Annotated in this window: 28 protein-coding genes; 11 read left to right on the top strand and 17 right to left on the bottom strand. The window is 58.8% G+C overall.

Annotation, left to right across the window (positions count from 1 at the left end; genetic code table 11):
* Nucleotides 1-2: 2 nt before the first annotated feature.
* Complete coding sequence (locus L9O85_RS01300; protein ID WP_301579275.1) at nucleotides 3-902, bottom strand: hypothetical protein; 900 nt, start codon at nucleotides 900-902, stop codon at nucleotides 3-5.
* Nucleotides 903-1,686: 784 nt separating this feature from the next.
* Complete coding sequence (gene pta, locus L9O85_RS01295; RefSeq protein ID WP_336454715.1) at nucleotides 1,687-2,664, bottom strand: phosphate acetyltransferase; 978 nt, start codon at nucleotides 2,662-2,664, stop codon at nucleotides 1,687-1,689.
* Nucleotides 2,665-2,988: 324 nt separating this feature from the next.
* Between pta and L9O85_RS01290 the strand changes: the two genes are divergently transcribed.
* From L9O85_RS01290 to L9O85_RS01260, 7 genes are all read left to right on the top strand, one after another.
* Nucleotides 2,989-3,696 (top strand): helix-turn-helix domain-containing protein, encoded by a 708-nt coding sequence (locus tag L9O85_RS01290; protein WP_301579274.1) that lies wholly within the window; start codon nucleotides 2,989-2,991, stop codon nucleotides 3,694-3,696.
* 29 nt (nucleotides 3,697-3,725) lie between these two features.
* Nucleotides 3,726-4,538: an Mrp/NBP35 family ATP-binding protein gene (locus L9O85_RS01285; protein ID WP_301579272.1), complete on the top strand. Its 813-nt coding sequence runs from the start codon at nucleotides 3,726-3,728 to the stop codon at nucleotides 4,536-4,538.
* Nucleotides 4,539-4,673: 135 nt separating this feature from the next.
* Entirely contained in the window at nucleotides 4,674-5,264 is a 591-nt protein-coding gene (locus tag L9O85_RS01280) for an RNA polymerase sigma factor (RefSeq protein ID WP_301579270.1), read from the top strand.
* Between the two features lie 9 nt (nucleotides 5,265-5,273).
* Nucleotides 5,274-5,684 carry a DUF4367 domain-containing protein gene (locus tag L9O85_RS01275; protein ID WP_301579268.1) on the top strand — a complete coding sequence of 137 codons (411 nt, stop codon included), beginning with the start codon at nucleotides 5,274-5,276 and terminating at the stop codon, nucleotides 5,682-5,684.
* An 89-nt stretch (nucleotides 5,685-5,773) separates the two neighbouring features.
* Nucleotides 5,774-6,217: a hypothetical protein gene (locus L9O85_RS01270; protein ID WP_276756443.1), complete on the top strand. Its 444-nt coding sequence runs from the start codon at nucleotides 5,774-5,776 to the stop codon at nucleotides 6,215-6,217.
* A 150-nt stretch (nucleotides 6,218-6,367) separates the two neighbouring features.
* On the top strand, nucleotides 6,368-7,273 hold the full coding sequence (locus L9O85_RS01265) for a hypothetical protein (protein ID WP_276756441.1): 906 nt from the start codon (nucleotides 6,368-6,370) through the stop codon (nucleotides 7,271-7,273).
* Nucleotides 7,266-7,853 carry a hypothetical protein gene (locus tag L9O85_RS01260; RefSeq protein WP_301579267.1) on the top strand — a complete coding sequence of 196 codons (588 nt, stop codon included), beginning with the start codon at nucleotides 7,266-7,268 and terminating at the stop codon, nucleotides 7,851-7,853. The genes L9O85_RS01265 and L9O85_RS01260 overlap by 8 nt, the downstream gene beginning before the upstream one ends.
* A 408-nt stretch (nucleotides 7,854-8,261) precedes the next feature.
* On the opposite strand, the gene L9O85_RS01255 is transcribed toward L9O85_RS01260, so the two are convergent.
* Entirely contained in the window at nucleotides 8,262-9,200 is a 939-nt protein-coding gene (locus L9O85_RS01255; protein WP_256182976.1) for a LysR family transcriptional regulator, read from the bottom strand.
* A 265-nt stretch (nucleotides 9,201-9,465) separates the two neighbouring features.
* On the opposite strand from L9O85_RS01255, the gene L9O85_RS01250 reads away from it, so the two are divergent.
* Nucleotides 9,466-10,407 (top strand): D-2-hydroxyacid dehydrogenase, encoded by a 942-nt coding sequence (locus tag L9O85_RS01250; protein ID WP_050622926.1) that lies wholly within the window; start codon nucleotides 9,466-9,468, stop codon nucleotides 10,405-10,407.
* Between the two features lie 63 nt (nucleotides 10,408-10,470).
* Here the strand turns inward: L9O85_RS01250 and L9O85_RS01245 are convergent, their stop codons facing one another.
* From L9O85_RS01245 to L9O85_RS01235, 3 genes are all read right to left on the bottom strand, one after another.
* A complete protein-coding gene (locus tag L9O85_RS01245; protein ID WP_276853844.1) occupies nucleotides 10,471-11,352 on the bottom strand; it encodes a NifB/NifX family molybdenum-iron cluster-binding protein in 882 nt (293 codons plus the stop codon).
* A gap of 591 nt (nucleotides 11,353-11,943) precedes the next feature.
* Nucleotides 11,944-13,479 carry a sodium/proline symporter gene (locus tag L9O85_RS01240; RefSeq protein WP_050622927.1) on the bottom strand — a complete coding sequence of 512 codons (1,536 nt, stop codon included), beginning with the start codon at nucleotides 13,477-13,479 and terminating at the stop codon, nucleotides 11,944-11,946.
* A 222-nt stretch (nucleotides 13,480-13,701) separates the two neighbouring features.
* The gene (locus L9O85_RS01235) at nucleotides 13,702-14,313 is read right to left on the bottom strand and encodes a TetR/AcrR family transcriptional regulator (RefSeq protein ID WP_050622928.1); all 612 of its coding nucleotides are present in this window, start codon (nucleotides 14,311-14,313) and stop codon (nucleotides 13,702-13,704) included.
* 186 nt (nucleotides 14,314-14,499) lie between these two features.
* Here L9O85_RS01235 and yfbR point away from each other — a divergent pair, with 186 nt between their 5' ends.
* The 3 genes from yfbR (at nucleotide 14,500) to L9O85_RS01220 (ending at nucleotide 16,874) form a co-directional block, all read left to right on the top strand.
* Nucleotides 14,500-15,075, top strand: a complete 576-nt coding sequence (gene yfbR / locus L9O85_RS01230) for a 5'-deoxynucleotidase (protein ID WP_082203480.1) — start codon at nucleotides 14,500-14,502, stop codon at nucleotides 15,073-15,075.
* 95 nt (nucleotides 15,076-15,170) lie between these two features.
* Nucleotides 15,171-15,440 carry an ACT domain-containing protein gene (locus L9O85_RS01225; protein ID WP_050622929.1) on the top strand — a complete coding sequence of 90 codons (270 nt, stop codon included), beginning with the start codon at nucleotides 15,171-15,173 and terminating at the stop codon, nucleotides 15,438-15,440.
* Between the two features lie 75 nt (nucleotides 15,441-15,515).
* Entirely contained in the window at nucleotides 15,516-16,874 is a 1,359-nt protein-coding gene (locus L9O85_RS01220; protein ID WP_050622930.1) for a PFL family protein, read from the top strand.
* 723 nt (nucleotides 16,875-17,597) lie between these two features.
* Here L9O85_RS01220 and L9O85_RS01215 read toward each other — a convergent pair.
* The 11 genes from L9O85_RS01215 to L9O85_RS01165 form a co-directional block, all read right to left on the bottom strand.
* A complete protein-coding gene (locus tag L9O85_RS01215; protein WP_301579264.1) occupies nucleotides 17,598-17,951 on the bottom strand; it encodes a hypothetical protein in 354 nt (117 codons plus the stop codon).
* 100 nt (nucleotides 17,952-18,051) lie between these two features.
* A complete protein-coding gene (locus L9O85_RS01210; protein WP_301579263.1) occupies nucleotides 18,052-18,204 on the bottom strand; it encodes a hypothetical protein in 153 nt (50 codons plus the stop codon).
* Nucleotides 18,205-18,314: 110 nt separating this feature from the next.
* Nucleotides 18,315-18,809: a hypothetical protein gene (locus L9O85_RS01205; RefSeq protein ID WP_050622933.1), complete on the bottom strand. Its 495-nt coding sequence runs from the start codon at nucleotides 18,807-18,809 to the stop codon at nucleotides 18,315-18,317.
* 22 nt (nucleotides 18,810-18,831) lie between these two features.
* Nucleotides 18,832-20,106 carry a hypothetical protein gene (locus L9O85_RS01200; RefSeq protein WP_050622934.1) on the bottom strand — a complete coding sequence of 425 codons (1,275 nt, stop codon included), beginning with the start codon at nucleotides 20,104-20,106 and terminating at the stop codon, nucleotides 18,832-18,834.
* 44 nt (nucleotides 20,107-20,150) lie between these two features.
* Complete coding sequence (locus L9O85_RS01195) at nucleotides 20,151-20,594, bottom strand: hypothetical protein (RefSeq protein ID WP_301579261.1); 444 nt, start codon at nucleotides 20,592-20,594, stop codon at nucleotides 20,151-20,153.
* A gap of 107 nt (nucleotides 20,595-20,701) precedes the next feature.
* Nucleotides 20,702-21,388 (bottom strand): DUF4367 domain-containing protein, encoded by a 687-nt coding sequence (locus L9O85_RS01190; protein ID WP_301579260.1) that lies wholly within the window; start codon nucleotides 21,386-21,388, stop codon nucleotides 20,702-20,704.
* On the bottom strand, nucleotides 21,385-21,918 hold the full coding sequence (locus L9O85_RS01185; RefSeq protein WP_050622937.1) for an RNA polymerase sigma factor: 534 nt from the start codon (nucleotides 21,916-21,918) through the stop codon (nucleotides 21,385-21,387). Before L9O85_RS01185 ends, L9O85_RS01190 begins: the two co-directional genes overlap by 4 nt.
* A gap of 545 nt (nucleotides 21,919-22,463) precedes the next feature.
* Nucleotides 22,464-22,718: a GIY-YIG nuclease family protein gene (locus L9O85_RS01180; RefSeq protein WP_050622938.1), complete on the bottom strand. Its 255-nt coding sequence runs from the start codon at nucleotides 22,716-22,718 to the stop codon at nucleotides 22,464-22,466.
* Nucleotides 22,715-24,139 carry a sensor histidine kinase gene (locus tag L9O85_RS01175; protein ID WP_301579258.1) on the bottom strand — a complete coding sequence of 475 codons (1,425 nt, stop codon included), beginning with the start codon at nucleotides 24,137-24,139 and terminating at the stop codon, nucleotides 22,715-22,717. The genes L9O85_RS01180 and L9O85_RS01175 overlap by 4 nt, the downstream gene beginning before the upstream one ends.
* A 34-nt stretch (nucleotides 24,140-24,173) precedes the next feature.
* Nucleotides 24,174-24,680 (bottom strand): hypothetical protein, encoded by a 507-nt coding sequence (locus tag L9O85_RS01170; protein WP_301579257.1) that lies wholly within the window; start codon nucleotides 24,678-24,680, stop codon nucleotides 24,174-24,176.
* Between the two features lie 27 nt (nucleotides 24,681-24,707).
* Nucleotides 24,708-25,394, bottom strand: coding sequence for a response regulator transcription factor (locus L9O85_RS01165; RefSeq protein ID WP_256182983.1), 687 nt, complete (start codon nucleotides 25,392-25,394; stop codon nucleotides 24,708-24,710).
* Between the last annotated feature and the right edge of the window lie 16 nt (nucleotides 25,395-25,410).

Here is a 25,410-nt window from a genome sequence, read left to right as displayed (position 1 = left end):
ATTCAGTCGTCCTCCCGATGATGATTCTCGACCCCGGCTCCTCCCGGGGCATTGTCCCCTTCTGCCCGTTCCAATGCCCCGCTGGGCATTCGCTCCTCCAGCAGGCACTCCGGCCAAGCCGGGCCGAAGCAGGTGCGCAGCAGCGCCCAGCTCTGGGCCAGCAGGACCAGCACCGCAGCAGCGGTCAGCGCGGTAAAGAAGAGGGACTGTCCGTTGGCCAGCGCCTCCAGGTTCAGAACGATCCCCATCAGGGAAAAAAACAGGCACAGCCTGGGCCTGGGGTGGCGGAAAGCGAAGGAGGCGGCGAAGTACAGCGCCAGCACCGCACACACCACCGCCAGGATCATATCTGCGAACCGCAGCACCACCGGGTCCCGGGAGTACTCCTGATAGATCCCTACCAGCCAGGGCAGGGCGGCGTAGCCGGGCAGGGTGGTCAGGCCGGGATAACAGGCGGGCAGGCCTCCCCGGTAATGGCCCCGCCCCAGGATCATCAGCGCTGCAGCGGAGGGGATGCACAATACGGCAGCCAGCAGCTCCATCACGGGCAGTCCCTGGCCCAGTCCGTCCCGCCACAGCTGAAACGCCCGGAAAAAGCCCAGGGTGCCCAGCGCCGCGGCGGCCAGCAGGAGCAGGCTCCCCGCCGTCACCAGGGTCATATACAGGGAGCTGGGACAGCGGAAGGCTGCGGGATAGTCCTCCGGCTTCCCTCCCCCCTGGATCAGGACCAGGAACAGCAGCGCCAGCAGGGCCAGCACACCGATCAGCACCGGCGTGGCCGGGACGGAGCGGAACAGTTCGGTCTCTGGGTCCAGCGCGGCGGCCAGCTGCCAGCGGCGCAGGGCGAGGCAGGCGCCGCCCCCCGCCAGGGCCAGCACGGGCAAAGCGATATCTTTTCTCATGACAACACTCCTAAAACTGGGAGAATGCGCTTTTATTATCATACCTTACCCGCAGAGAAAATGCAACACAGAGGGAAAAAATCCGCCGTTTTTTTCCCAGTCCTTTCAAGGTGGGCATCTTAAAAAGCGGTACAGGCCCCCGAAACGATTTTATAAAACCGCATCTCCCATGTGCCTGCCGTTTCTTCCCTGTCCCCTCACAAGACGCAAAACGGCGGGCCCTATTGGGGCCCGCCGGCGCAGTCTGTGGTCGTCTGGCCGTTTACTCCGCCAGAGCGGCGGTGATGATGGCCATGGAGCAGCCCCACAAAATGTTTCCATTTTGCGGGTTCCCTTCGGGATCTCATTGCTCGGGGCGGCCCAGCCGCCCCTCCGCCAAGGTTTTGCCTCCGGCAAAACGCTTGTACGGCGCAAGCGCCGTCCCCATCTTCGATGGGGCCCCAGGTCTACTCCATGGCCCCCGCTCTGTAAAACGACGGGCCCCACTGGGGCCCGCCGGCGCAGTCTGTGGTCGTCTGGCCGTTTACTCCGCCAGAGCGGCGGTGATGATGGCCATGGAGCAGCCCCACAAAATGTTTCCATTTTGCGGGTTCCCTTCGGGATCTCATTGCTCGGGGCGGCCCAGCCGCCCCTCCGCCAAGGTTTTGCCTCCGGCAAAACGCTTGTACGGCGCAAGCGCCGTCCCCATCTTTGATGGGGCCCCAGGTCTACTCCATGGCCCCCGCTCTGTAAAACGACGGGCCCCACTGGGGCCCGCCGGCGCAGTCTGTGGTCGTCTGGCCGTTTACTCCGCCAGAGCGGCGGTGATGATGGCCATGGAGTAGACCTCCTGGGCGTTGCAGCCGCGGCTGAGGTCGTTGATGGGGGCATTCAGGCCCAGCAGGATGGGGCCGTAGGCCTCAAAGCCGCCCAGACGCTGGGCGATCTTGTAGCCGATGTTGCCCGCGTTGATGTCAGGGAAGATGAAGGTGTTGGCGTAGCCGGCCACGGGGGAGCCGGGGAACTTCAGCTGGCCCACAGTGGGGGACACGGCGGCGTCAAACTGCATCTCGCCGTCCACGGGGATATCGGGCATGAGTGCCTTGGCCTTCTCGCAGGCGTTGCGCATCTTGTCCACATCTTCCCCCTTGCCGGAGCCCTTGGTGGAGTAGCTCAGGAAAGCCACCTTGGGGGCGATGCCGAAGATCTTGGCACACTTGGCGGTCTCCACGGCGATCTCCACCAGCTCGTCCTCCTCGGGCTTGATGTTGATGGCGCAGTCACCCATAGCCAGCACATCGTTGTCGCCGGTGGCGGAGGCGCGGACCAGGATAAAGCAGGAGGAGACGATCTTGTTGCCCGGCTTGGTCTTGACCAGCTGCAGGGCGGGGCGGACGGTGTCGGCGGTGGAGTAGGTGGCGCCGCCCAGCAGGGCGTCGGCCACGCCCATCTTCACCAGCATGGTGCCAAAGTAGTTGCCCTTCTTCAGGGCGGCCCGGCACTCATCGGCGGTCATCTTGCCCTTGCGCAGCTCCACCATCTTCTCCACCATGGCGTCCATGCCGTCATAGTTCTCCGGGTCAATGATGATGGCGCCGCGGATATTGAAGCCGGCCTTCTCGGCGGCGGCCTGGACCTCCTCCTCGTTGCCCACCAGCACGGGGGTCAGGAAGGTCCCGGACAGCAGCCGGGCGGATGCCTCCAGGATGCGGGGGTCGGTGCCCTCGGTAAAGACGATCTTGCGGGGATGAGCCTTCAGTTTGTCGATCAGATTCTGAAACATGTGCATGGGTGATCCCTCCAACTTTTCGATTCGTGGCCGTAAGGCCGCTTTTCTGTCCCTTATGGTAGCATTTTCAGCCAGAAATTTCAAGGCTTATCCGCTGCAGAAGCGCATAAAATTCCTGTGGGACCTCTTTTTTCAGTTTTCCCCGCTCCTTCCGGGAATAACAGCCCTGTTTTGGCGGCCGTTGTCCACCCGTGTCAAATTTCCGCGAAAATTTTCATTTTTCTCTTTACGTGGCGTAATGCTTCCATTATACTATACTGTATGTATTGCAGATCGAGATGAGATCCAGAAACGGCGGCCTGCGGGCCGCCCCTCGAGGTGAGAAATTTGAATGCAGAATTTTCCCGCACCCTCTCCCTGCTGCGGCAGGAGCGGGGGGTCAGCCAGCGCACCGCAGCGGGTGCCCTGGGCATCTCCCAGGCCCTGCTGTCCCACTATGAGAACGGCATCCGGGAGCCCGGCCTGGCCTTCGTGGTCCGGGCCTGCGACTATTATGGGGTCTCCGCCGACTTTCTCCTGGGCCGCACCCTCACCCGGGACGGCACCACCATTGCCCCGGAGGAGCTCTATGACCTGAGCGATGAGAAGGACAACTCCATGAGGGGCAGCGTACTGGCCCTGCTGTCCAAAAAGCTGCTGGTGAACTCGGTGGGCATGCTCTTCGACCTGCTGGGCAAGACCGGCAGCCGGGAGGCCATCCGCGCCTCCTCCAATTACCTGTCCACCGCTGTCTATAAGGTGTTCCGCCGCCTGTATCAGGCCAACCCGTCCAACAACCCGGACTTTTTCTCCGTCCCGGCCCGGCAGTTCGCCGCCGGCCTGCCCGAGGCTGACATGGCGTGCAGCGAAGTGGAGCTGTGCGAGGCCCTGGCCGGCCAGGGCAAGGACAAGAGCCGCATGCCCGAGCTGAGCCACGACATCCTGGCCCGGGACTACCCGGTGCTCTACCAGTCCATGTTCCAGCTGGTCCACACCACCGGCGAGCGCATCAACAAGACCTTTGCCGGCCGTCAGGACGGCAAGTGATCCCAACCATATGAAGGAGAGAATCGATCATGCCTGAAAACTGCACCCATGACTGCTCTACCTGCGGCGAGAGCTGCAGCGAGCGGGACCTGCGCGTCCCCGCCAACGCCCTGTCCAGCATCAAGAAGGTGATCGCCGTGGTCAGCGGCAAGGGGGGCGTGGGCAAGAGCACCGTCACCTCCTCCCTGGCCGTAGCCATGGTCCGCCGGGGCCGGAAGGTGGCCGTGCTGGACGCCGACATCACCGGCCCCTCCATCCCCATGGCTTTCGGAGTCCACCAGCGGGCCACCGGCACCGACGCGGGCATCGACCCCGCCGTCACCCCCTCCGGCATCAAGCTCATGTCCCTGAACCTGCTCACCGCCAACGAGACCGACCCCGTGGTCTGGCGTGGCCCGGTCATCGCCAACGTGGTCAAGCAGTTCTGGTCCGACGTGGTGTGGGGTGAGGTGGACTATATGTTCGTGGACATGCCCCCTGGAACGGGGGACGTGCCCCTCACCGTGTTCCAGTCCCTGCCGGTGGACGGCATCATCGTGGTCACCTCCCCCCAGGATCTGGTGTCCATGATCGTCTCCAAGGCGGTGCACATGGCGGAGATGATGTCCATCCCGGTGCTGGGCCTCATTGAAAATTACAGCTGGTATCAGTGCCCCGACTGCGGTGCCCGTCACGCCATCTTCGGGGAGAGCCGCCTGGAGGAGGTGGCCCGGGAGCTGGGCCTGCCCATCCTGGCCCGCCTGCCCATTGACCCCGCCCTGGCCGCCGCCTGCGACGCCGGAAAGGTGGAGGGGGCGGAGCGCAATTACCTGGAGGAAGTGGCCGCCCAGCTGGACCGCTGACCCCTGTCCTGCACGCCCACAGGGGGCGGCAGCCTGACCGCTGCCGCCCCCTGTTTCTGTTCCCTCCGGGGCCGCCCGGGGGTGACATTTCCCCCCGCCTGTGTTACACTGGACAGAGGGAGAGGGGGCGAGTCCATGCTGGTCTACCTGGCGATGATCCCCACAGAGGAGGGCCGCAACAAGTTCGCCCTCCTCTACTGGGAATATCGGGACCTGATGTTCTATCTGGCCCTGCGCATCCTGGGCAGTCAGCAGGACGCGGAGGACGCGGTGCAGGAGGCCCTGCTCCGCATCACGGAAATCATCGAAAAAATTCATGACCCGGTCTGTCCGGAAACGAAGGCCCTGGTCGGTATGATAGTAGAGGGCAAGGCACTGGATCTGTACCGCCGCCGGCGGCGGCAGGGGGCGGAGCCCCTGGAGGACTGGGCCCCGGCGCAGGCCGGCCGCCCCCCGGAGGAGGCGTCCTCCCTCCGGGAGCTGACGGCCCAGGCCATGGCCCGGGACCTGTGGCTCTCCTCCCTGCCCGGGGACGGGGAGCTGCCCCAGGCCCGGCCCTCCCCCGCCTTTCAGCGCCGGATGGACCGCCTGATCCGCCGGATGGGGCGCTCCCCCCGGCGGGTCCGTGCCCTGGCCCAGGTGCGGCGGGCGGCGGCGGTGGCGCTGGTCTTTCTGGCGGTGGGCTTCTCCGGCCTGATGGTCACCTCCCAGGCCTTCCGGGCCTAGGTGCTGGAGGTGCTGGTCCAGGTCTATGAGGAGATCACCAACTTCCGTTTCTCCGCCGAGGGCGAAACAGATCGGACAGCCGGAGATTTTGTTCTTACCTACCTCCCGCAGGGGATGGAGGAGACTGTACGGCAGTCCAGCAGAATCAGGCACTATATTTGTTTCGAGGACAACGCTGGAAATATGTTGGAAGTAACCCACATCGTAGTGGGCGCCAATGCATCCAGTATTCTGGGAGTAGACACTGAGGACGCAGAGGTTGAGTACTTCAAAATCCATAACTCAGAAGCCATGGCAATTTCAAAAAATCTGGATCATACTATTTTTTGGACCGAAGACAACTGCTACTATTTGTTGTCCGGGACCATTCCTATGGAAGAGCTGAAACAGGTCGCATTGGGTCTGGAACCCATTTCTTAAAAATTTTTCAAAAAAATTTTGATTTCCTTGTCCGGAATCGCCTCCTTTCGTCGGTATATTAGTAGGACCGATGAAGGGAGGTGATTTTTATGCGCAAGAAACCCATGCGCTGGCTGGCGGCGGGGATGGCCCTGTGCCTGACCCTGGTGACCACCCCCGCCGCCTCTGCCGCCCAGCCGCCCCAGGACACGCCCGTTTTTGAAGAAATCGTTCCTTATTCCCTCTATATCAAAAACCAAGGATGTGACCTGATGATCTCCGACAGGACCGCATTTATCGAAGGCTGGGTGAGTGGACAGACCGGGCGTTCCACCGAATGTGAGGTGCGGGTGGAGCTCCAGCAAAAATCCGGCTCCTTCGCCTGGATACTGGTGGACTCCTGGACCGACCGCCAGGACGGGACCCGGGCATCTGTCTCTGAGACGGTGTCTGTGACCCCCGGCGAGACCTACCGGGTCAAGGCGGTGGTCACTGTCTGGGCCGGCAGCCAGTCCGAAACCGCAACTATCTACTCCGAAACTGCAACAGCATAGCTCTATATCCCTATTTTTGTAGATGGAGGTGAAAACAGATACTAACAACTATGTGTTTGGCTGAAATAAATTTTTGCTGTATTTTGATTAGGCAGAGAAGTAAACTGAAAAATCGCAAACAATAAGTATGGAAAAGGAGTATGTGGCACAATGCGCAAAAAGTTAATGAAAACTATATGCACTTTTTTGGCCTGTATCTTACTGTTAAATTCAACAGTACTGGCTGTACCTGTCGAAAACACAAGTGCACAATCAACATTTTCCTCCACATTGACACGTGAACCCATTTCTAAAATTACAGATGGAGAAATTCAAAGTTCTGATATAGAAATAGTAAAAAGAGATGTTGAAGGAACTCAATTATTGGTCAACTGTAAAGGTGTGCAATGGTATTTGACTTATGATATTGAGAGCCGAATCGCCGAAATCAAAAATCTGTCAACAAATGAATCATATGATTTCTTTGTCGATAATTACTACTATGACGATGCTACCAATAAAATTGTTGACGAAGTTTATTATATCGGAAATACATCAGATATATCTAAAAATTTCTATGCAGATAGTTTCAACTTAGATACCAGTGATTATGTCAGAATTGACCTGTTTGAATCAGATTCTGCTATCCAACCAATGACGGTCATTACTGGCTGGCGAATCGCTCAGGAACTCTTAGAAGCTTTAATGGCAATTGGATTGGCAACAATTATTGCTGGCACAACTTATGTTATTGCCACCGAAGCATTGGAATATTTGGACCAAGAAAACTATGATTATTGGAGAGCTAGGAGAAGCAGTGGAAGTGTCTGGATCGGTCCCGGAATTTCTTTTGCTACAGCTGTAATTTTGCTTACAGATGCAGGAGATGTTTGGGCCAAAACACCTGGTCTAGCACAAACTGCTTGCATCAATGCATCTCCAAATGGGGTGGCACTTGGCCCCTATATTCACCACAAAGGTTGCGTAGGCTATTACTACCATTATCATCCAACTGTATTTGTAATTGGCACAGGAGAATATAAACAAAGTTCGAGGCACTGCTGGTATTATGACTAACACAAAAGCAAAATATTTCTGGGCAGAGCCTGACGGCGGGGCCGACCTGCGGCTGTCCCTGCCGCTGGACTGCTTCTGGGAGGCCCCTGGATACGACAGCGGGATCACGGTCCGTCTCTCCCAAGAGGGGGCGTCGGTCCGGCGTCTGACCACGGTCCGCTTCCCGGAGTTCGAGGCCAGATTCCGCCGCGCGTTTTTGCCCGCGGTCTCCGACGAGCAGTTCTGCGGCCACTGCGTCACGGAGGAACTGTGGCACGCCTTCAGCTGCCGCCTGTGCCCATTCCTGGAGGGGGAGGCGGCGGAGCAGGCCTTTGACCGGCGCAGCCACCCCAGCGTCCTGGGTCTGTACCATCTCCGTTTCAGCGAATTTTATCGCTTCGATTTTAGGCCCTCCGCCCCGCCCCATCAGGGGATTGCCGACATCTATAAATTCTATCAGATCGACGGCTTCCAGCCCTTCCAGGCCGCCTTTTTCCGGGGCTCAGGGGACTTCTACTTTGTGGACCCCGATTTTGAATGGGCCTACATCGTCACCCATGAGCCTGAGCTGGGCCCCTATTTTGTCACAAAGGCCACTTAGCAAAACAGGCGTCCGCCCTGAGAAGGGCCTGTTTCTTCTGTACGCAGGATCTGTCTGGGGGATATTGGGTCCAAAGGAGCTGCAACGCATTTTATCATGAGCTATCTGATATCATGGAATATCAAATTTATAAAGTAACTGAAGGCGTGACATCCTCTATGATCCCGGCAGATACGGGCCGGGTTTTGGACATCTTATCAAAATTAGAGGCCTCCTTCCAGGGTCCTTATACTGGGGTCTATCTGGATCAATAGCTTTGTCGACCGCTCCTGGATATCTGCGCCCACAGTCTCCCATTGGAATGAACGGATCTGAAACCAGAGGCCCCAGCCCGTGTGCAGTACGGACTGGAGCCTCTGGTCATCTCTATTACAGGAAAGGATCAGCTGTCTGCCAGGAATACGCCGCTTATTTTCTCAGCACGTCCTGGGCGATGAGGATGAAGCGCTCAGCGAAGTGGGACAGATACCGGTCCCGGCGGTAGCCCACCACCAGCCGGCTCAGGGTGGAGGGGTCGGCCAGGGGGAACAGGTCCACATCCTCCGGGGCGGGCTTGACCCCCGGCAGTTGGATGGTCCGCAGGAACAGCTGGGGACAGATGACGATGCCCATCCCCTCCCGGGCCATAGCCAGGGTGGTGACCGTGTTCTCCGTCTCCAGGATGATCTTGGGCTTGAAGTAGCACCGGCTCAGGTACTGGTCCACAATGCCCCGCACCCGGTTGCCCCGCTTGAGCAGGATGAAGGGCATCTGCCGGAAGGCGGTGATATCCGCCCCCTGGGCGTACTGGGCCCGCATCTCCTCCGCCCGGGGACCGAACACCTGGTCGGTGAAGACCTTGGGCACCACCATGATGAGCCGGTCCTCTGTCAGGGGGACGGTCTCCACCCCCTCCAGCATGATGGGGTGGAAGGCGATGACCAGATCCACCCGGCCGTGGGCCAGCTCGTCCTCCAGCTCGGAGGAGTTGCCTTCGAACATGGAGAACTCCACCATGGGGAATTCTCTGCGGAACTGGGGCAGGATCTCAGGCAGCACCGCCAAGCCGCAGGTGTAGGAGATCCCCACCCGCAGCACCCCCATATAGTGCCGGTTGATATCCCCCACCTTGTTGAGGTACTGGCTGTGCAGATCCAGGATCTGGGTGGCCGTGTCCACCAGCAGGTCTCCGGCATAGGTCAGCGCCAGCTTGGGGGAGCGGGTGAACAGCTTCACATTCAGCTCCCGCTCCATGTTGCTGATGTGGTTGCTCAACGACTGCTGGGAGATATACAGCCGCTCGGCAGCCCGGGTGATGTTCAGCTCCTCCGCCACCATGAGGAAATACTTCAGATGTAAAAAATTCACGTGTCTCCCTCCAAAAGCCGCTCCTTCCGCCCTCCGGTTCCGGGCGCCCCTCTGTTCCATTCTCTTCCTGCAAGTATTCTATCACAGTTGAACGACTGTGGCAACCCTCAGGAAAAATGTGATGTCCCTGTTTAGTCTGTCATGCTATAATCATGATAACTGGAAGATTTTCTGCCTATTTTACCAATGCCGGGCGGAAACGGGCATCTTCCGACCTGAGTCGCCAAAGAGCCCCAATATGAAGAAGAAGAAAGGAAGATTTCCCATGAAATGTCTGATCATTGATGCCGTCCACAGTGCCATCGCCGAGGAGCTGGGCAAGTATATGCAGGTGGACACCCACATGCTCCCCACCCAGGAGGAGCTGGTCAAGCTCATCCCGGACTACGATGTGCTCATCATGCGCGTGGACCCCAAGATCACCAAGGAGATCATTGACGCCGCCGCCAACCTGAAGGTCATCGGCGTGTGCTCCGTGGGCCTGAACCACGTGGACATGGACGCCTGCAAGGCAAAGGGCGTGCAGGTCTTCAACGCTCCCGGCCTGAACGCCAACGCCGTGGCCGAGCTGACCTTCTCCAAGATGCTGGATCTGTCCCGCCACACCATCCCCGCCAACTACGACGTGAAGGTGAACAAGACCTGGGACAAGTATAAATTCGTGGGCCGCGAGCTGCGGGGCAAGACCCTGGGCATCCTGGGCTTCGGCCGCATCGGCCAGCGCGTGGGCGAACTGGGCCGTGCCTTCAAGATGAACATCGTGGCCTATGACCCCTACCTGCCCGCCCACGTGTTCGAGGAGCAGCAGGCCACCAGCATGGGCATCGACGAGCTGCTGAAGGTCTCCGACTTCGTCACCATCCACATGCCCCTCACCCCCGAGACCAAGGATCTGTTCAACGCCAAGTCTCTGGCCGAGATGAAGGATGACGCCGTGGTCCTCAACATGGCCCGGGGCGGCATCGTCAATGAGCAGGACATGTACGAGGCCCTGAAGGCCGGCAAGATCGGCGGCTATGCCTCCGACGTTATGGAGAACGAGCTGGCCGGCGGCGGCCTGACCGAGGGTGCCGGCTTTGACTCCCCCCTGTTCGAGTGCGAGAACTTCCTGGTCTCCCCCCACCTGGGCGCCCAGAGCACCGACGCCTCCCGCGACATCGGTGCCCACATCATCGCCAAGGTGAAGGAAGCCCTGAATCTGGGCTGAGCTCCAGCTGGCAAACTGTAAGTAAAAAACGTCCCGGCATCCTGATTGGATGCCGGGACGTTTTTATCCCTGATGTCCGGCGCAGCCCTGGCCGCCAGCCCCGTGGGAATGGCCGCAGGAGTGGCCCTCCCCCTCTCCGTGGCCGCCGCACTGATGGGCTCCGTCCCCCTCGTGGTGGTGGCTGCACACTGTATCCGGGTCATAGGCCAATCGGCCTGCCAGCAGGTCGGCCACCGCCTGGTCCGCCGCCCCCGATACGCCGGGATAGAGCTGGATCTCCGCCTGGGCCAGGGCTGTTCTGGCCCCGCCGCCGATGCCGCCGCAGATCAGCGTCTGGACGCCCCGCTCACGCAGGAATCCAGCCAGCGCCCCGTGGCCGCTGCCGGCGGTGTCCACCACCTGGCTGGCAGTCACCGCTCCGTCTTCCACCTCATAGATCTTGAATCGCTCCGTGTGCCCAAAATGCTGAAAGACCTGTCCATTCTCATATGTCACTGCTATTTTCATGTTCTGTCCCTCCTGTTTCATCCTGTTCTGTTCCACTCCAGACCGTCCCGGGCAGCGGCCCTCCTCCCGGCAGGTCAGGCGGCCGTTTTCGCACCGGCCCCCTCCCCCGCCCCGGTGGCGGCAGCGCCGTCCGCAGCAGTGCTCCGCCTGACCGCACAGGTCGTAAGTGCCCCCCTGGACCGTCAGGGGCCTGCCCTCCGCCAGCATGCAGGCCAGCTTCTCCCGGGCAGAGTCGTAGATGGCCTGCACCGTGGTCCGGGCCACATTCATCTGGGCAGCACACTCCTCCTGAGTCAGCCCCAGCAGGTCGATGAGCCGCACCGCCTCATATTCGTCCACTGTCACCTCGATCACTGGGCCGCCTGGCCCTCCTTCAGGCCGGAACGCCCCCACAGGAGGCAGCCCGCATACCCTTCTCCGCTTTACCGGCCGCGCCATGGGACCGCCCCCTCTCTTTCCCCTTTAGTATAGCTCCATTTTTGTCATATGTCAATAATATTTTGACTGAAGCTTTTGTACCGCGGCATGTTTGGGGCAGAGGGGCACGTGTCATGACTGGGCAAGTAAGACGGTCTATGCATTCCAGGCCAGGCGCTGCAACTCGGCGAGCCGGTCCTACAGTCCGCCCCCCGCAGGGCCCAGCGGGTCCGACGCTCTCTCTTACAAGGGCAGTCTCCAGGGCTCTCTTCCCAGACACATTCCTTCCTGGGTTCAGCTGCCGGATGTCCTTCCCCACTCCAGGGCGATCCGCTCTTACTTTTTCCAAAAAACTCCTCTAAGACCCGCGCTGGGACAAAAAGAAAAAGGGCCAAAGGCCCTTTTTTCCTGAGACTGTCGAAAAAGCGGCTTTGCCACTTTTTTGAGAAAGCAGCAGCCTGCCGCGCGCGGGATTGGTCCGCCGCAAGCGGACAAACCCCACACTTGCAGCCTGAGAAGTGTTTTCCCCGACGCACATGCCGCCGGCGAAAACAGATCACAACTGGATTCGCGCCTGCGGGCGCGAACTCTGCGAGGCTTTTTCCTCTATCGTTATTTCTGCTTTTGCTTGGACTTAAAGCACTCAAAAGCCTCTAGGATGCTCTGCTCCGGGGCGGGGGTCAGCAGGCTGACCATCACGATGGCCACGCAGGCGCACAGAAAAGCGGGCAGCAGCTCATAGATGGCCAGCGCGCCGCCCATAGGAGCCACCAGATACTTCCACACGAAGACCATCACGCCGCCGGTGACCATCCCTGCCAGTGCCCCCCACTTGTTGGACCGCTTCCAAAACAGGGCAAAGAGCACCACCGGCCCGAAGGCGGCGCCGAAGCCCGCCCAGGCGAATGAGACCACCCGGAAGACAGAGCTGTCCGGGTCTCGGGCCAGGAATGCTGCGATCAGGGAGATGACCACCATGGTGCTCCGGGCCACCAGCACGCTCTTCTTTCCGCTGATCTTCAGGTGGAAGAACTCTACCGCCAGGTTCTGGGAGACAGAGGAGGAGGCGGCCAGCAGCTGGGAGTCGGCAGTGGACATGGTGGCGGCCAGGATACCCGCCAAGATCACGCCGGCCAGCAGAGCGGCTGGAACACCGTAGCAGCTGATCAGGTTGGCGATCTGTACGATGATTGTCTCCGCGTCGGACAGCTGCTCCATGGCCCCCGCTTTTGTCATGCCGTTGCCTACCACACCGATAAACACCGCCACGCCCATGGAGATGACTACCCAGGTAGTGGCCACCCGCCGGGAGAGGGCCAGCTTTTTCTCCTCTTCAATCGCCATGAAGCGCAGCAGGATGTGGGGCATGCCGAAGTAGCCCAGGCCCCAGGCCAGCAGGGAGCAGATGGTGAGCAGGCTGTACGGGGCAGAGCCCCCGGTGGCCGGGTCGTGGATGTTGACCAGGGACAGGTAGCCCGCCAGAGAGCGGGCGTTGTCCATCACCGCCTCCATGCCGCCAGCCTGCGCCACGCCGAAGCCCAGCACCACCACCAGGGCCACCGTCATGATAATGGACTGGACCAGGTCGGTAAAGCTGGCCGCCAGGAACCCGCCCATGACCGTGTAGATGACGATGACAGCGGCGCTGATGAGCATGGCGGAAACATAGTTGATGCCGAACAGGGAGGCGAACAGCTTTCCGCAGGCGGAGAAGCCGGAGGCCAGATAGGGCACGAAAAAGATCATGATGACCACGGCGGCGATGGCGGAGAGCAGGTTTCGCTCATCCCCCCAGCGCTTGGAGAAGAATTGGGGCACCGTGATGGCGTCGATCTGGTGGGAGTAGCGGCGGATGCGCCGCGCCACGATGAGCCAGTTCAGATAGGTGCCCACAGCCAGTCCGATGGCGGTCCAGCTGGCCTCCGCCAGGCCGGAGAGGTAGGCCACGCCGGGCAGCCCCATCAGCAGCCAGGAGGACATGTCGCTGGCCTCCGCACTCATGGCGGTGACGAAGGGGCCCAGCTTCCGTCCCCCCAGATAGAAGTCGTCTACGGAGTTGTTGCGTTTGGAGAACCAGACGCCTACGCCCAGCATGGCGATCAGATAGACCGCGATGGCCAGGCAGATGCAGATCTGCGAAATGGTCATAGTATCTCTCCTCATATTCTGTTACCCTCCGGCTCCCCCACACACAAAGCAGGAGCAGGACGGCCGCCGGCAGCGCACGGCGTTTTTTTATTATAGCATGGAGATCTTAAGAACAAAATACAGAACACAGTATAGAATAAATTCTATACTGTGTTCTCTCTATTTCCCATTTTTCTCTTTTATACTGCGGGATTTCAGCCGTACACTTTCTAAAATCATCCTTTAGATATTTTGTACAAAATTCTTTTGACTTGTCCGAAATCCTCCCAAAAACATGGGCATCATGATCCTGCCGTACTGGAGCAGGGAGTAGTCCCCCCCGGACAGGCACCAGTCGTAGATGAGGGCCCGCTCGCACAGGGCGTAGACCCGCACCATCTCATTTACCGTCACATCTCCCCTCAGCTCTCCCCGCTGCTGCCCCTGAAGGACGATCTGCCGCAGCAGCTTGTAATATGTGCGGTTGTGGTCCAGCAGATGCTTGTCCCCCCGGGTGACCAGCTGGGAGGAGTACAGCCGGGCCAGCAGGTCCAGGGAGATGGAGTTTTCGATCATGGCAAACAGCTCCCGGTTCAGCTCCATCAGCACCTCGAACCGGTCCTTTTCCGGGTCCATGCAGGCCATCAGCTCCTCATACTTCTCATCGAACAGGAATGAGACAGAGGAGAGCAGGGCGTCCTTGCCCTCGAAATAGTGGTAAAAGGAGCCCCGGGAGGTGCCGGATGCCTCGATGATCTCCTCCACCGTTGTATCGTCATAGCCCTGCTGGTAAAACAGCTGCCATGCCGCCTGGATGATGCGCCCCTTGGTATTGCGGGAATTTTTCTTTGCCATCGCGGCTCTCCCCTTTCCGGCCCCTGGCCCCCTCCGCCCCGGAAGCGGCAGACCCTGAGCCTTTGATCTATTATCTCCGATTCCCGCCCATCCGTCAACTGCCGCCCCGCCTCCCCTTTTAACAGTTTACATCCGGGGCGGGCTATGATAAAATAACTTTTATCTCAACAGAGGGAGGGGCGCCCCGTGCCCTATCATTTCTTCCCCATGATCGCCCGGATGCGCTACATCAGCCGCTGGGGCCTGATGCGCAACACCGACCCTGAGAACGTCCAGGAGCACTCCCACATGGTGGCAGTGCTGGCCCATGCCCTGGCCGTCATTGAGAACGAGCGCTTCAGCGGGCAGACCGACCCGGGCGTGGTGGCGGTGGCGGCCCTGTATCACGACGCCAGTGAGATCCTTACCGGCGATATGCCCACCCCCATCAAGTACGACAACCCGGACATCCAGACCGCCTACAAGGCGGTAGAGGCCGTAGCGGAGCAGAAGCTGCTGTCCATGCTGCCCCCCGACCTGCGCCCCGCCTATGACGAGGCCATCACCATCCCGGACCCCCATGTGCGGGACCTGGTAAAGGCGGCGGACAAGCTCTCCGCCTACCTCAAGTGCCTGGAGGAGCTGAAGGCGGGGAACACCGAGTTCCGCAAGGCCAAGGAGCAGACCTACGCCGCGCTCCTTCAGAACCCGCTGCCCGCCCTGCGCTGCTTTATGGAGGAGTTCCTCCCCGGCTTTGAGCTCACTCTGGACGAGCTGAGCTGAGGAGCAGCGCCTGCCTCCGGCCCCGCCGCGCAGCGGCTTTCTCCTCCCCCGTCTCTCCGCATTCCTCAAAATTTACTGTGGAAAGGAAGTCTTCTATGAAGGCCATCGTCACTGTCATCGGCCGGGACAAGGTGGGCATCACTGCCGCCGTCTGCGCCCTGCTGGCCCAGCACAGCATCAACATCCTGGACATCAGCCAGACCGTGCTCCAGGAATACTTCACCATGGTCATGCTGGTGGATCTCTCCGCCTGCACCGCCTCCATCGGCGAGATGTCCGACCTGCTGGAGCAGGCGGGCAGGGAACAGGGGCTGTCCATCCGCATCCAGCGGGAGGACATCTTCAACGCCATGCACCGAATCTGAGGGCGGAGGACCGCCGCGGACCGGCCGCCCAGCGCGATCCCCGCGGGGCCACACCGCCTTTTACAGGAGGAAACTATGCTCAATCAACACGAGATCATGCAGACCATCCAGATGATCGACCAGCAGCATCTGGACGTGCGCACCATCACCATGGGCATCTCCCTGCTGTCCTGCGCCCGCAGCGACCCCAGGCAGGCCTGTGACGCCATCTACGACAAGATCACCCGCTGCGCCGAAAATCTGGTGGCCACCGGCGAGGCCATCGAGAAGGAATTCGGCATCCCCATCGTCAACAAGCGCATCTCCGTCACCCCCATCGCCCTGGTGGCCGCTGCGGCGGAGACAGACAACTACGCCCCCTTTGCCGCCGCCCTGGACCGGGCGGCCAAAGCTACCGGTGTCAACTTCATCGGCGGTTTCTCCGCCCTGGTCCAGAAGGGCATGACCGACGCAGACCGGAAGCTCATTGCCTCCATCCCAGAAGCTCTTTCCACCACCGACCTGGTGTGCTCTTCCGTCAACGTGGGCTCCACCAAGGCGGGCATCGACATGGATGCGGTGGCCCTCATGGGCCGCACCATCAAGGAGCTGGCGGAGCGCACCGCGGACCGGGGCGGCTTCGGCTGCGCCAAGCTGGTGGTGTTCTGCAACGCTGTGGAGGACAACCCCTTCATGGCCGGCGCCTTCCACGGCGTGGGCGAGCCGGAGCGGGTCATCAACGTGGGCGTCTCCGGCCCCGGCGTGGTGTACCACGCCCTTCAGAGCGTGAAGGGCCAGCCCTTCGATGTGGTGGCCGAGACCATCAAAAAGACCGCCTTCCGCATCACCCGCATGGGCCAGCTGGTGGCCCAGGAAGCCAGCCGCCGCCTGGACACCCCCTTCGGCATCGTGGACCTTTCCCTGGCCCCCACCCCCGCTGTGGGGGACAGCGTGGCCCGCATCCTGGAGGAGATGGGGCTGGAGGTGTGCGGCACCCACGGCACCACCGCCGCCCTGGCTCTGCTCAACGACGCGGTGAAGAAGGGGGGCGTGATGGCCTCCTCCTCGGTGGGCGGCCTGTCCGGCGCCTTCATCCCCGTCAGCGAGGACGAGGGCATGATCGCCGCTGCCAGCTCCGGGGCCCTCACCCTGGACAAGCTGGAGGCCATGACCTGCGTGTGCTCGGTGGGTCTGGACATGATCGCCGTCCCCGGGGACACCACCGCCGAGACCATCTCCGCCATCATCGCTGACGAGGCAGCCATCGGCATGGTCAACTCCAAGACCACCGCCGTCCGCCTCATCCCCGCCCCCGGCAAACAGGTGGGGGACACGGTGGAGTTCGGCGGCCTGCTGGGCTCCGCCCCGGTACAGCCGGTCCATCCCTTCTCCGCCAAGGCCTTCGTGGACCGGGGCGGCAGAATTCCGGCGCCGATGCAGAGCCTGAAAAACTAAATAAAAAGAATCAGTGGTTAAAAAATTATGGTGAGTTGTCCAGATGACAATTCACCATAATTTTATGTAAATCGCAAGTTGCTTACTAAACTCCTTTGACAATCAATCTATCACACATGACAGCATTAAGATAACTCCCCCAAAAAAGAGCAGGAAAAGGAGAAAAGAGACCAGCATACAGCCAAGATACCGTCTCCTTTTTCTACTTTCCTCGGGAGTCTGCTCAACAAAATAAGTACGTATCATCAAAATGGCACTTATTACAAATGCAGGTATTGTGAAGAAAGGGATACAGTAAAATGAGAAGTAAACTCCCCCCCAAAAATAGGGCAGGAAAAAAAGAAAGGAGACCAGCATGTAACCAAGATACCGTTTCCTTTTCTTACTTTGCTCGGGAGCCTGCTCAGCAAAAAAAGTACGTATCATCAAGATGGCACTTACCGCGAATACAGGTATTGTGAAGAAAGGGATACAATAACTTAGGAGGGTAAATAATTCCATAATAAATTTCATAGGACTCACCCTGCACCCGGCGGAACAGATGTGCAGTTATAGTTTCTGTATTTTTAAAATATTCAGCGGCCTGCCCTTGCTGGGATAGACCGCTGAATATTCCATTGAAGCGAATCCGTTAAGATAAACCTTCTGAAAATTTGTATGACTATGTGTTTGCCATACTGGTTTTGTGCGACCGTTCCGTTCTCTTACATCCCGGCAGCAGTTCTATCTCTTTGACAAGCCAAATTTCAGGATCAGAATAAATCCCCAAATTGCCCAGAAGTCCAAAATATCAAAAAAGATATCCATGATAAAACTGACCCGATAGGCGCGCCAGAGTGTGGATATGATGACTGCGGTGTGGATCAGCACGGCGATCAGGAGTTTTTGCTGGGAGGACTTCGTGCGTGCTTCACCTGGACGCAGATAGACGTACAGAACGATCAGGATATTCAGGGCCAGATAAACGCCCCAGTCCCAGATATGGCTGTCGGAAACTATTGCGCCAAACTGGCAGATGATAAAAAAGAGCAGAAAAAGATTTTTGAAATTGTTTTTTGAGAACATCTGTCCTGCCATACTAAAACCCCCCCTTCGTATCGATCTATCTATTATACCGGCGGAGGGAGTTGAAAGGGAAGAAAAAATGCGAAAATTTTTGTGAAACGTTTTTTTCGGCTCATTGGATCGCTTCAACTGCCTGCTTCAATTCATCCATTGCAATGGTCCCGGTGAGCAGATAGACGGAGTTTCCGGTGGTCCAGAGGATGGTGCGGTCCAGTCCCTTGAAGACAGCGGCGGTCTGCTCGCCGCGGGTGAAGAACTGCTTCACCTGTCCACCCCAGAACATGAGCAGTTTTATCGCCGATGCAGAGCCTGAAAAGCCAAATAAAAATGCCCCTTCCCGGGCCCTTCCAAATGAAAGGGCCCGGGGGGTCTTAATCAATCTTGGAGAACAGTGTGTTTGGTATCAAAGTAGAGTCGTTCACTAAAATAATTGTATTTTACTTCTAAGATATCCAGGAAATCGGGAGAAGGAAGCCTGTAAGAGACATCTCCAATCAGCATTTTGCTATCGCCGACTAAAACAGTCAGGGTCTCAGCATCGGGGGGGATCGAAACGTATTCGCCACTGACAGCACCAAAACCGCCCAGCGCAGAAGAAAACGTGATACGGAAAACCCATGGTTCATCAAAATCGGAATCAGCTTTTTCCAATCTCAGGGAGTTAAAATACCTAGCCAGGCTGTTTCCGTCATTGATTTTAAAGGAATCGGGGAGATCGTTCTGATATTCGAAAATCACTCCAATTTCACATTGTTTGGGAATTAAATCTGCGCTGTCTAAATCAGAAAACTGAGAAAGCTGTTTTCCGGTGAACAAACAGAAGATCAAGAGAAGAAACAGGGTCAAAGGGAAGACGCATTTTTTGATCATATTTTGCACATTCATACCTTAATCAAGGCAGAATCTCAACATCAGTATAGAGGGATTTGCTTGCTGTCGTAAAATGATAAACAAAAGCATCCGTGTTTCCAGAAGAACTCTTTTCTTCTACCACATAGGTGTAACGGAGCTTGCCAGTCGTAGTAAGGGAGGTGTACATAGAATTTTGTACGGTACCTTCGAACTGATAGCTCGCTTTTACACCGATACCTGTTTTATCTTCATAAGAGCCATCTGCATTGAAACCACCTTGGCGATAGATTTCCCAAGATACCTTGTTATCATCATGGGGAGAGTTTGAACCATAAGGAGAAGTAGTAACGGAGGTCTTACTAGTTACAAGAGATAGGGATACCGATTGTATGCCAAGGAATTCTCCAGCGTAAAAATAGATGGGAAGACTAACACGGGTCTCGTTATTGTCGGGAGTGATGCTACCAGACGCTGCATGGAAATTTGAATGATTTCCCTGAATAGAGATATACGCTGTATCAGGGTAGGCAACTACGGTGTACTTGCTAGCAGGATAACCTAAGCTGGTGTTAATGTACGAAACCGCATTATCTTTATCAGAGTTTACTTTTGCAGCCACAGTCATAGTATTTTGGTTTCGCAATTGATTTGCATGAAAAATACTGACTTCACCCAGAGAGTATGTACCGCTTTTAATTGCGGCGTAATCTTGCACACGCATTTCTGCATCAACGGTGGCACGGGAAGTACTCTTGGCGGCAATGGCGATATTATCGTTTTCAAGGCTGACTATGTATGCCTTGGAGATATTACGAATGGAGTCAGAATAAATGCCAAAATGATAAATTATGGGGTTTTTATTTTCGGAGGCATCTCCAAAAGTCAAAGCACAGAAGGATTCATTTCCCGTGAATACAATATCGGCAATAATGGGTAAATCAGATTTAGATAAGGGTGCAAAAGTGGGGTCATTTGAATCGGGATCAAATGTGCCTTCAAATACACCAACATATCCGGTGTTTGTTCCAGAGGAGATTGCGTCAAGCATACCGGTCATATTGACGGTATAGACGTGCTCATCGATAGAAAACGTAATAGAGGCAACCTGTCCAGCCGAGTCAATACTTATATTGGCGTAGTTCTCTGAATCATCCTGGGCTACGGTGCTATGGGATGATTTAAAAAATGTGGTGTTCTCAGTTAACGTAAATTCTTTCAAAGCCGAGGTACTATCCTCAAATGCGTAAACTTCTGTAAAACACAAGTTACATAAGATGGTTATTGCGGCGAGGATACTTACGAATTGCTTTTTCATACAGAACCTCCTGACATTTATTCATTTGAGTTTGGTTGTGTGCCTTACACCTCCACCTCGTCGGAATAGAAGGTCTGGCTCTCCGACTGGCTCCCGGCCCAGACGGTGACGGTGGCCTTGACCCGGTAGGTCTTACCGGAGGTCACAGCCGCTGTCTCGTCCACCTCGGCCCAGGTTCCATTCTGCTGGTCAGTCCAGAAATCCACGGTGGTCCAGGCGTAAGTGCCCGACTTTTCCTGCAGCTCCGCCCGGACCTTGCACTTGGTGGCCACGCTGGTTTGCCCACTGACCCAGGCGTTGATGTATGCCGTCCGGCCTGAGATATCCAGGATACAGTCCTGCCCCTTAATGTACAGGAAATATGGGGTAATGTCCTGGCTGCCGGGAGCCGACTGGGGCAGAGCGGCGGCGCTGGCGGCGGGGGCGGTCCCCAGAGTCAGGCACAGGGCCAGCACCGCCGCCAGCAGCTTGCTTGCTTTGATACGCATAAAAATCACCTCCCTCCGTGCGTTCATATATCATAACGACGGGGGGAGGCTGTTTTTGACAGTTAACGCAAAAAAATCCAAAATTTTTTTCAAAAGTTTTTACTGGGTCATTGGACCCCCGCAGCCACCAGCTTCAATTCGTCCGTTGCGATGGTCCCGGTGAGCAGATAGACGCTGTTTCCGCTGGTCCAGAGAATGGTGTGGTCCAGTCCCTTGGAGATAGCGGTAGCCTGTTCACCCTGGATATAGAACTGCTCCACCTCCGCGTCCTCGGTGTCCAGCATCGAAACATGAGAGGTTTTATCGCCGATGACGGTGTGGGTCAGCCGCATGGTGTTTCCTGTCGCGTCCTCAAAGAAGATGTGGAGGCTGATATGATTGCCGCTCCGGCGGATTTCCTCCATGCCCTCGGGCAGATAGGTCAGGGCGACGTCCCCGGCCCTGCGCGCCGTTTCCTCCCGGGCGGAGAAGCGGAACTCGGTGAACTCCTGGAACACCTGGGTGATGACCGCGATGACCTGGGTCCGGAAGGCCTGGGAGGTGACCATCAGGCCGGAGAAGGTGAGGGTCCCGCACACCAGAAGGATGACCGCCGCCTGGCGGGCACAGCGCAGGGCGGCCTTGGCCCAGCCCGGGCGGTCGGCCCGGCGGATGAGGGCCTTCATGCGCCGCTGGAACCGGGGGGAGGTGGGGATGTCGGGCAGCTCGCCCTCCGGGGGCAGCTGGGCCAGCACAAGGTCCCGGGCCGCCCCAGCGTGGGCGTACAAAAGGCGGTCCAGCTCCTGATCGGTCATACCTCCACCCCCATTTCCTCCAAATTTTTGCGCAGGTGCTCTTTGGCCCGGTGGGCGATCTGGGATATGTGATCCGGCCGCAGGCCCAGAAGTTTCCCGATCTCGGAATTGCCATATCCCTGGTCGTATTTCAGCAGCAGCACATCCCGTTCACGCCGGGGCAGGGCCGCAATGGCCCGGGCCACCCCGTCCCCCCGCTCCACACCCTCGGCCTGGGGTGGTGCGGCGGCGGTCCAGTCCTCCAGTGGGACCGTCCCCGCCCGCCGCTTTTTCTTCCGGTACAGGTCGATGGCTTTGCTCTTTGTAATCATAACGATCAGAGACCTGGTTTCAGGACAGTCAATTTCATGAATTTTCTCGATCATTTCCGCAAGGCGCAAAAAAGCCTCGTGCACCGCGTCCTCCGCGTCGTGGGGGTCGTGCAGGATGTCGTGGGCGATATACAGCATCAGCTTTTTGTATCGGCGGTAGAGGGACAGAAACCGGTGTCGGTCCTCCTCCGCCTCGATCATGGTCAAATAGATCAGCATGGCGCCCTCCTAAGATCGGCTCCCCTATTTTACCATATCCAGCTGTATCTGTCATCCTGCTCCGGAAAATCGCACCTTTTGGGGTGAAACAGACGCTTTTTGATGAAAGCTCAACACACTCTGGGAGAAAATGCGTTTGTGATCCAGGGCAGAATATGATATATTTGATATATCACAAATAACCAATTATGAGGGCTATTCCCAAATATAAAGAAGAAGGCAAAATTGGTCGTCCCAAACGGACGGTACCAGCATCGGCATGATCGCCGCCGCCGGCCGCATCCCTGCTCTCACGCAGAGGCTGAAGAGCTAAATAGAAATGAGAACCCCGGCCCCTTCCATTCGGAAGGGGCCGGGGTCTTTTGATAAATCAAGCCTGGAGAACAGTATGTTTCGTGTCAAAGCAGCGCCGTTCACTAAAATGATTGTGTTTTTCCATAAGCTCACCTTCACTTTAGAATTTTGGCAAATCAAGAGGTTCATCGGAAGCTGAACGGACATCCTTGGTTTCAGCGCCATAAGCAGTGAAGGTCTTAAAACACCATCTACACAAGCGGCCCGCCTTCGATCAGAGCCAGCTTCTTGGCCCTGGTCAGCTGTTTGACGGCGTATTCCCGCCGCAGGGCTGCGGACTTGTCCGGCTGCTCCTCCCGCCACACCAGCGTCACCGGGCGGCGGCTCCGGGTATATTTCGCTCCCCGGCCCGCGTTGTGGGCGGCCAGACGGCGGTCCAGATCGTCGGTGATTCCGGTGTAGAGGGTGCCGTCCCCGCACCGGAGAAGATAGACCCACCAGCTCATGCCGTCCCCTCCAGGGGGAGCACAAAGGTGATGCGGGTGCCCACGTCCTCCCGGGAGACCACCTCGAACCAGCCGCCGTGGCGGTCCACGATCCACCGGGCGATGGACAGCCCCAGCCCGGTCCCCCCGGTCTGGCGGGCCCGGGAGCTGTCGGTGCGGTAAAAGCGGTCAAAGATATGAGGGATGGCCTGGGGCACGATGCCCATCCCCTCGTCCTGGACCGTGACCCTGGCATAGTCCTTCTGGGCCGACACCCGGAGATAGACCCGCCCCTCCGGGCCGCTGTACTTGACGCTGTTGTCCATCAGGATGCGCATCACCTGCTTCACCAGCCCCGGGTCGGCCCGGACCACCACCGGCCCCTGCCACCGGGCCAGGAAGGCCCGCTCCGGGTGGATCATCTGCTCCTCCCGCAGCACGTCCTCCGCCACCGCGGTCAGGTCCATCAGCTGCGGCCGGATGGGCTGGGTGTCGTTGTCTCCCCGGGCCAGGAACAGCAGCTGCTCCACCAGACGCTCCATGGCGTCCGACTCGGAGCGGATGGCGTCGATGGCCTCCTGCCGGGCCTCCGGGTCGTCCTTGCCCCACCGGTCCAGCAGAGCGGCGTAACCCTGAATGACCGCGATGGGGGTGCGCAGCTCGTGGCTGGCGTCAGAGACGAACTGCATCTGCGCGGAGTAGGCCGCGTTCACCCGGTCCAGCATGTCGTTGATGGCCTTGGCCAGGGTCTTCAGCTCCTTCTGGGTGCCGGGCAGGTCGATGCGGCTGTCCAGGTGGGTGGCGTTGATCTTGCTCAGCTCGCCGGCCAGGGCCTCCAGCTCCCGCCTGGACATGTGGGTCATGGAGTTGAGCCGGGCGGCAGTGGCCGCCAGCTCCTGGATGGGCCTCAGGGTGCGGCGGATAGTCCCGGCATTGCGGAACAGGTTGGCGATCAGGGAGATGATCTGCACCGTGAGGAGGATAAAGCCCGCCCACTTCAACATCCGCCCGATCCCGGACAGATCCACCGTAATGGCGTAGGGCTCCCCGCCGTTGGGCAGTTCCACGGTGTAGTAGGAGAACAGCACATAGGTGCGCAGGCCGTCCGCTGTTGCCTCCCCGCCAGAGAACCACCCCAGCTCCCCTACGTCCACTCCCTTGGGCTCCCGGTCCAGTGGGATGATGGTGTAGTCGCTGGCAGCCATCCAGGGGACGGCCTCCGCGGTGGGCACCCCCCGCCCCTGGACCAGCTGGGCCACGTCCGCGCAGCGCTTTTCCGCCCACATCAGCTGCCCCATCAGGGCCAGCACCACCAGCAGCAGGTCCATACACAGAAAGATCCCCAGCTGCCGGAAAAACAGCCGGGTATTCAGCCGCAGGACCAGCGACTGGGACTTGGCCCCGCTGGGGGGCGTCTTGTTCTTCATGTCCCGTTTTCCCACCGGGCCCCCTCCTCTCCTTCCATGCCGCAGTCGGTCAGCCCTCCTGCTTTTTCAGCCACTCCAGCAGGGGCGTCAGATTCCGGAAGGCCACGCAGCTGCCCCCGCGGAGCAGCAGATCCATCTGCCACTGTTCCTGAGGGGTCCGCTCCCGCTTCTGCTGGAGGGACTGCCGCAGCCCCCTGGTGGCCATCCCTACCATCCGGCGCTGGAGCCACCCCACCTTTTTCGGGGCCCAACCGCCCTGAAGGTAGAAGATGGGGGCGTTTGGCACATAGTTGGACCGGGCCAGGTCCTGCAGCACCTTGTCCCCCGGCGGCGTCATGCCCACGCCGCAGGCGGCCCGGACATGAAAGCGCTTAACTGCGTGGTCGATGCCGCTGATATGCCCGGCCATCAGCCATCCCAGGTACAGGATGTCGCTCCCGGGCCCCACCTTTCCCGTAGCCTCGTCCAGGGCACAGACCGGCAGCCCGGCGGCCCGGCCCAGCATCTGGGCGTACTCCCGGGTAAAACCGGTCTTGGAGGTATAAACGATCGTCATATGAATCAGCTCCCCTTCTTCCCGGCCTTACTCCTCCCGGATGACGTAGCCCACGCCCCGTACAGTGTGGATCAGCTTGATGTCAAAGGCCTCATCGATCTTGCTGCGGAGGAAACGGATATATACGTCCACCGAGTTGGTCTCCCCCACGAAGTCGAATCCCCACACGCTGTCCAGCAGGGCCTCCCGGCTGAGCACCCTGCCCTTGTTCTCCAGCAGGTGGTGGAGCAGGTCGAACTCCCGGCGGGTCAGCTCCACCGGCGTCCCGGACACTGCCACGGTGTGGCGCTCCACGTCCATGGTCAGGGGACCGGCGGACAGCAGCGGCTCCTCCGGCCGCTCTCCGCTCCCCCGCTTCCGCAGGGCCGCCCGGATGCGGGCCAGCAGCTCCTCGATGGCGAAGGGCTTGGTGATATAGTCGTCCGCCCCGGAGTCCAGGCCGGATACCTTGTCCACCACGCTGTCCCGGGCGGTGAGCATGATGACGGGGAGCTGTACCCCCTCCTTCCGCAGGCGGCGCAGCACCTCCATGCCGGACAGCTGGGGCAGCATGATGTCCAGCAGCACCAGGTCGTACTCCCCCGACAGGGCCCGCTCCAGGCCGGAGCGGCCGTCGAAGCTCTTGTCCACCTGATAGCCCTCATACCGCAGCTCCAGCTCCACCATCCGAGCCAGCTTTTCCTCGTCCTCCACCAGAAGGATCTTTTCTTCCATATCCTCTCTCACCTCA

The sequence above is a fragment of the Lawsonibacter asaccharolyticus genome (genome assembly GCF_022453915.1).
GTDB classification, from domain to species: domain Bacteria; phylum Bacillota; class Clostridia; order Oscillospirales; family Oscillospiraceae; genus Lawsonibacter; species Lawsonibacter asaccharolyticus.
Note: the sequence above shows the minus strand (reverse complement) of the source record. Positions and strands in the feature narration are given on the sequence as shown.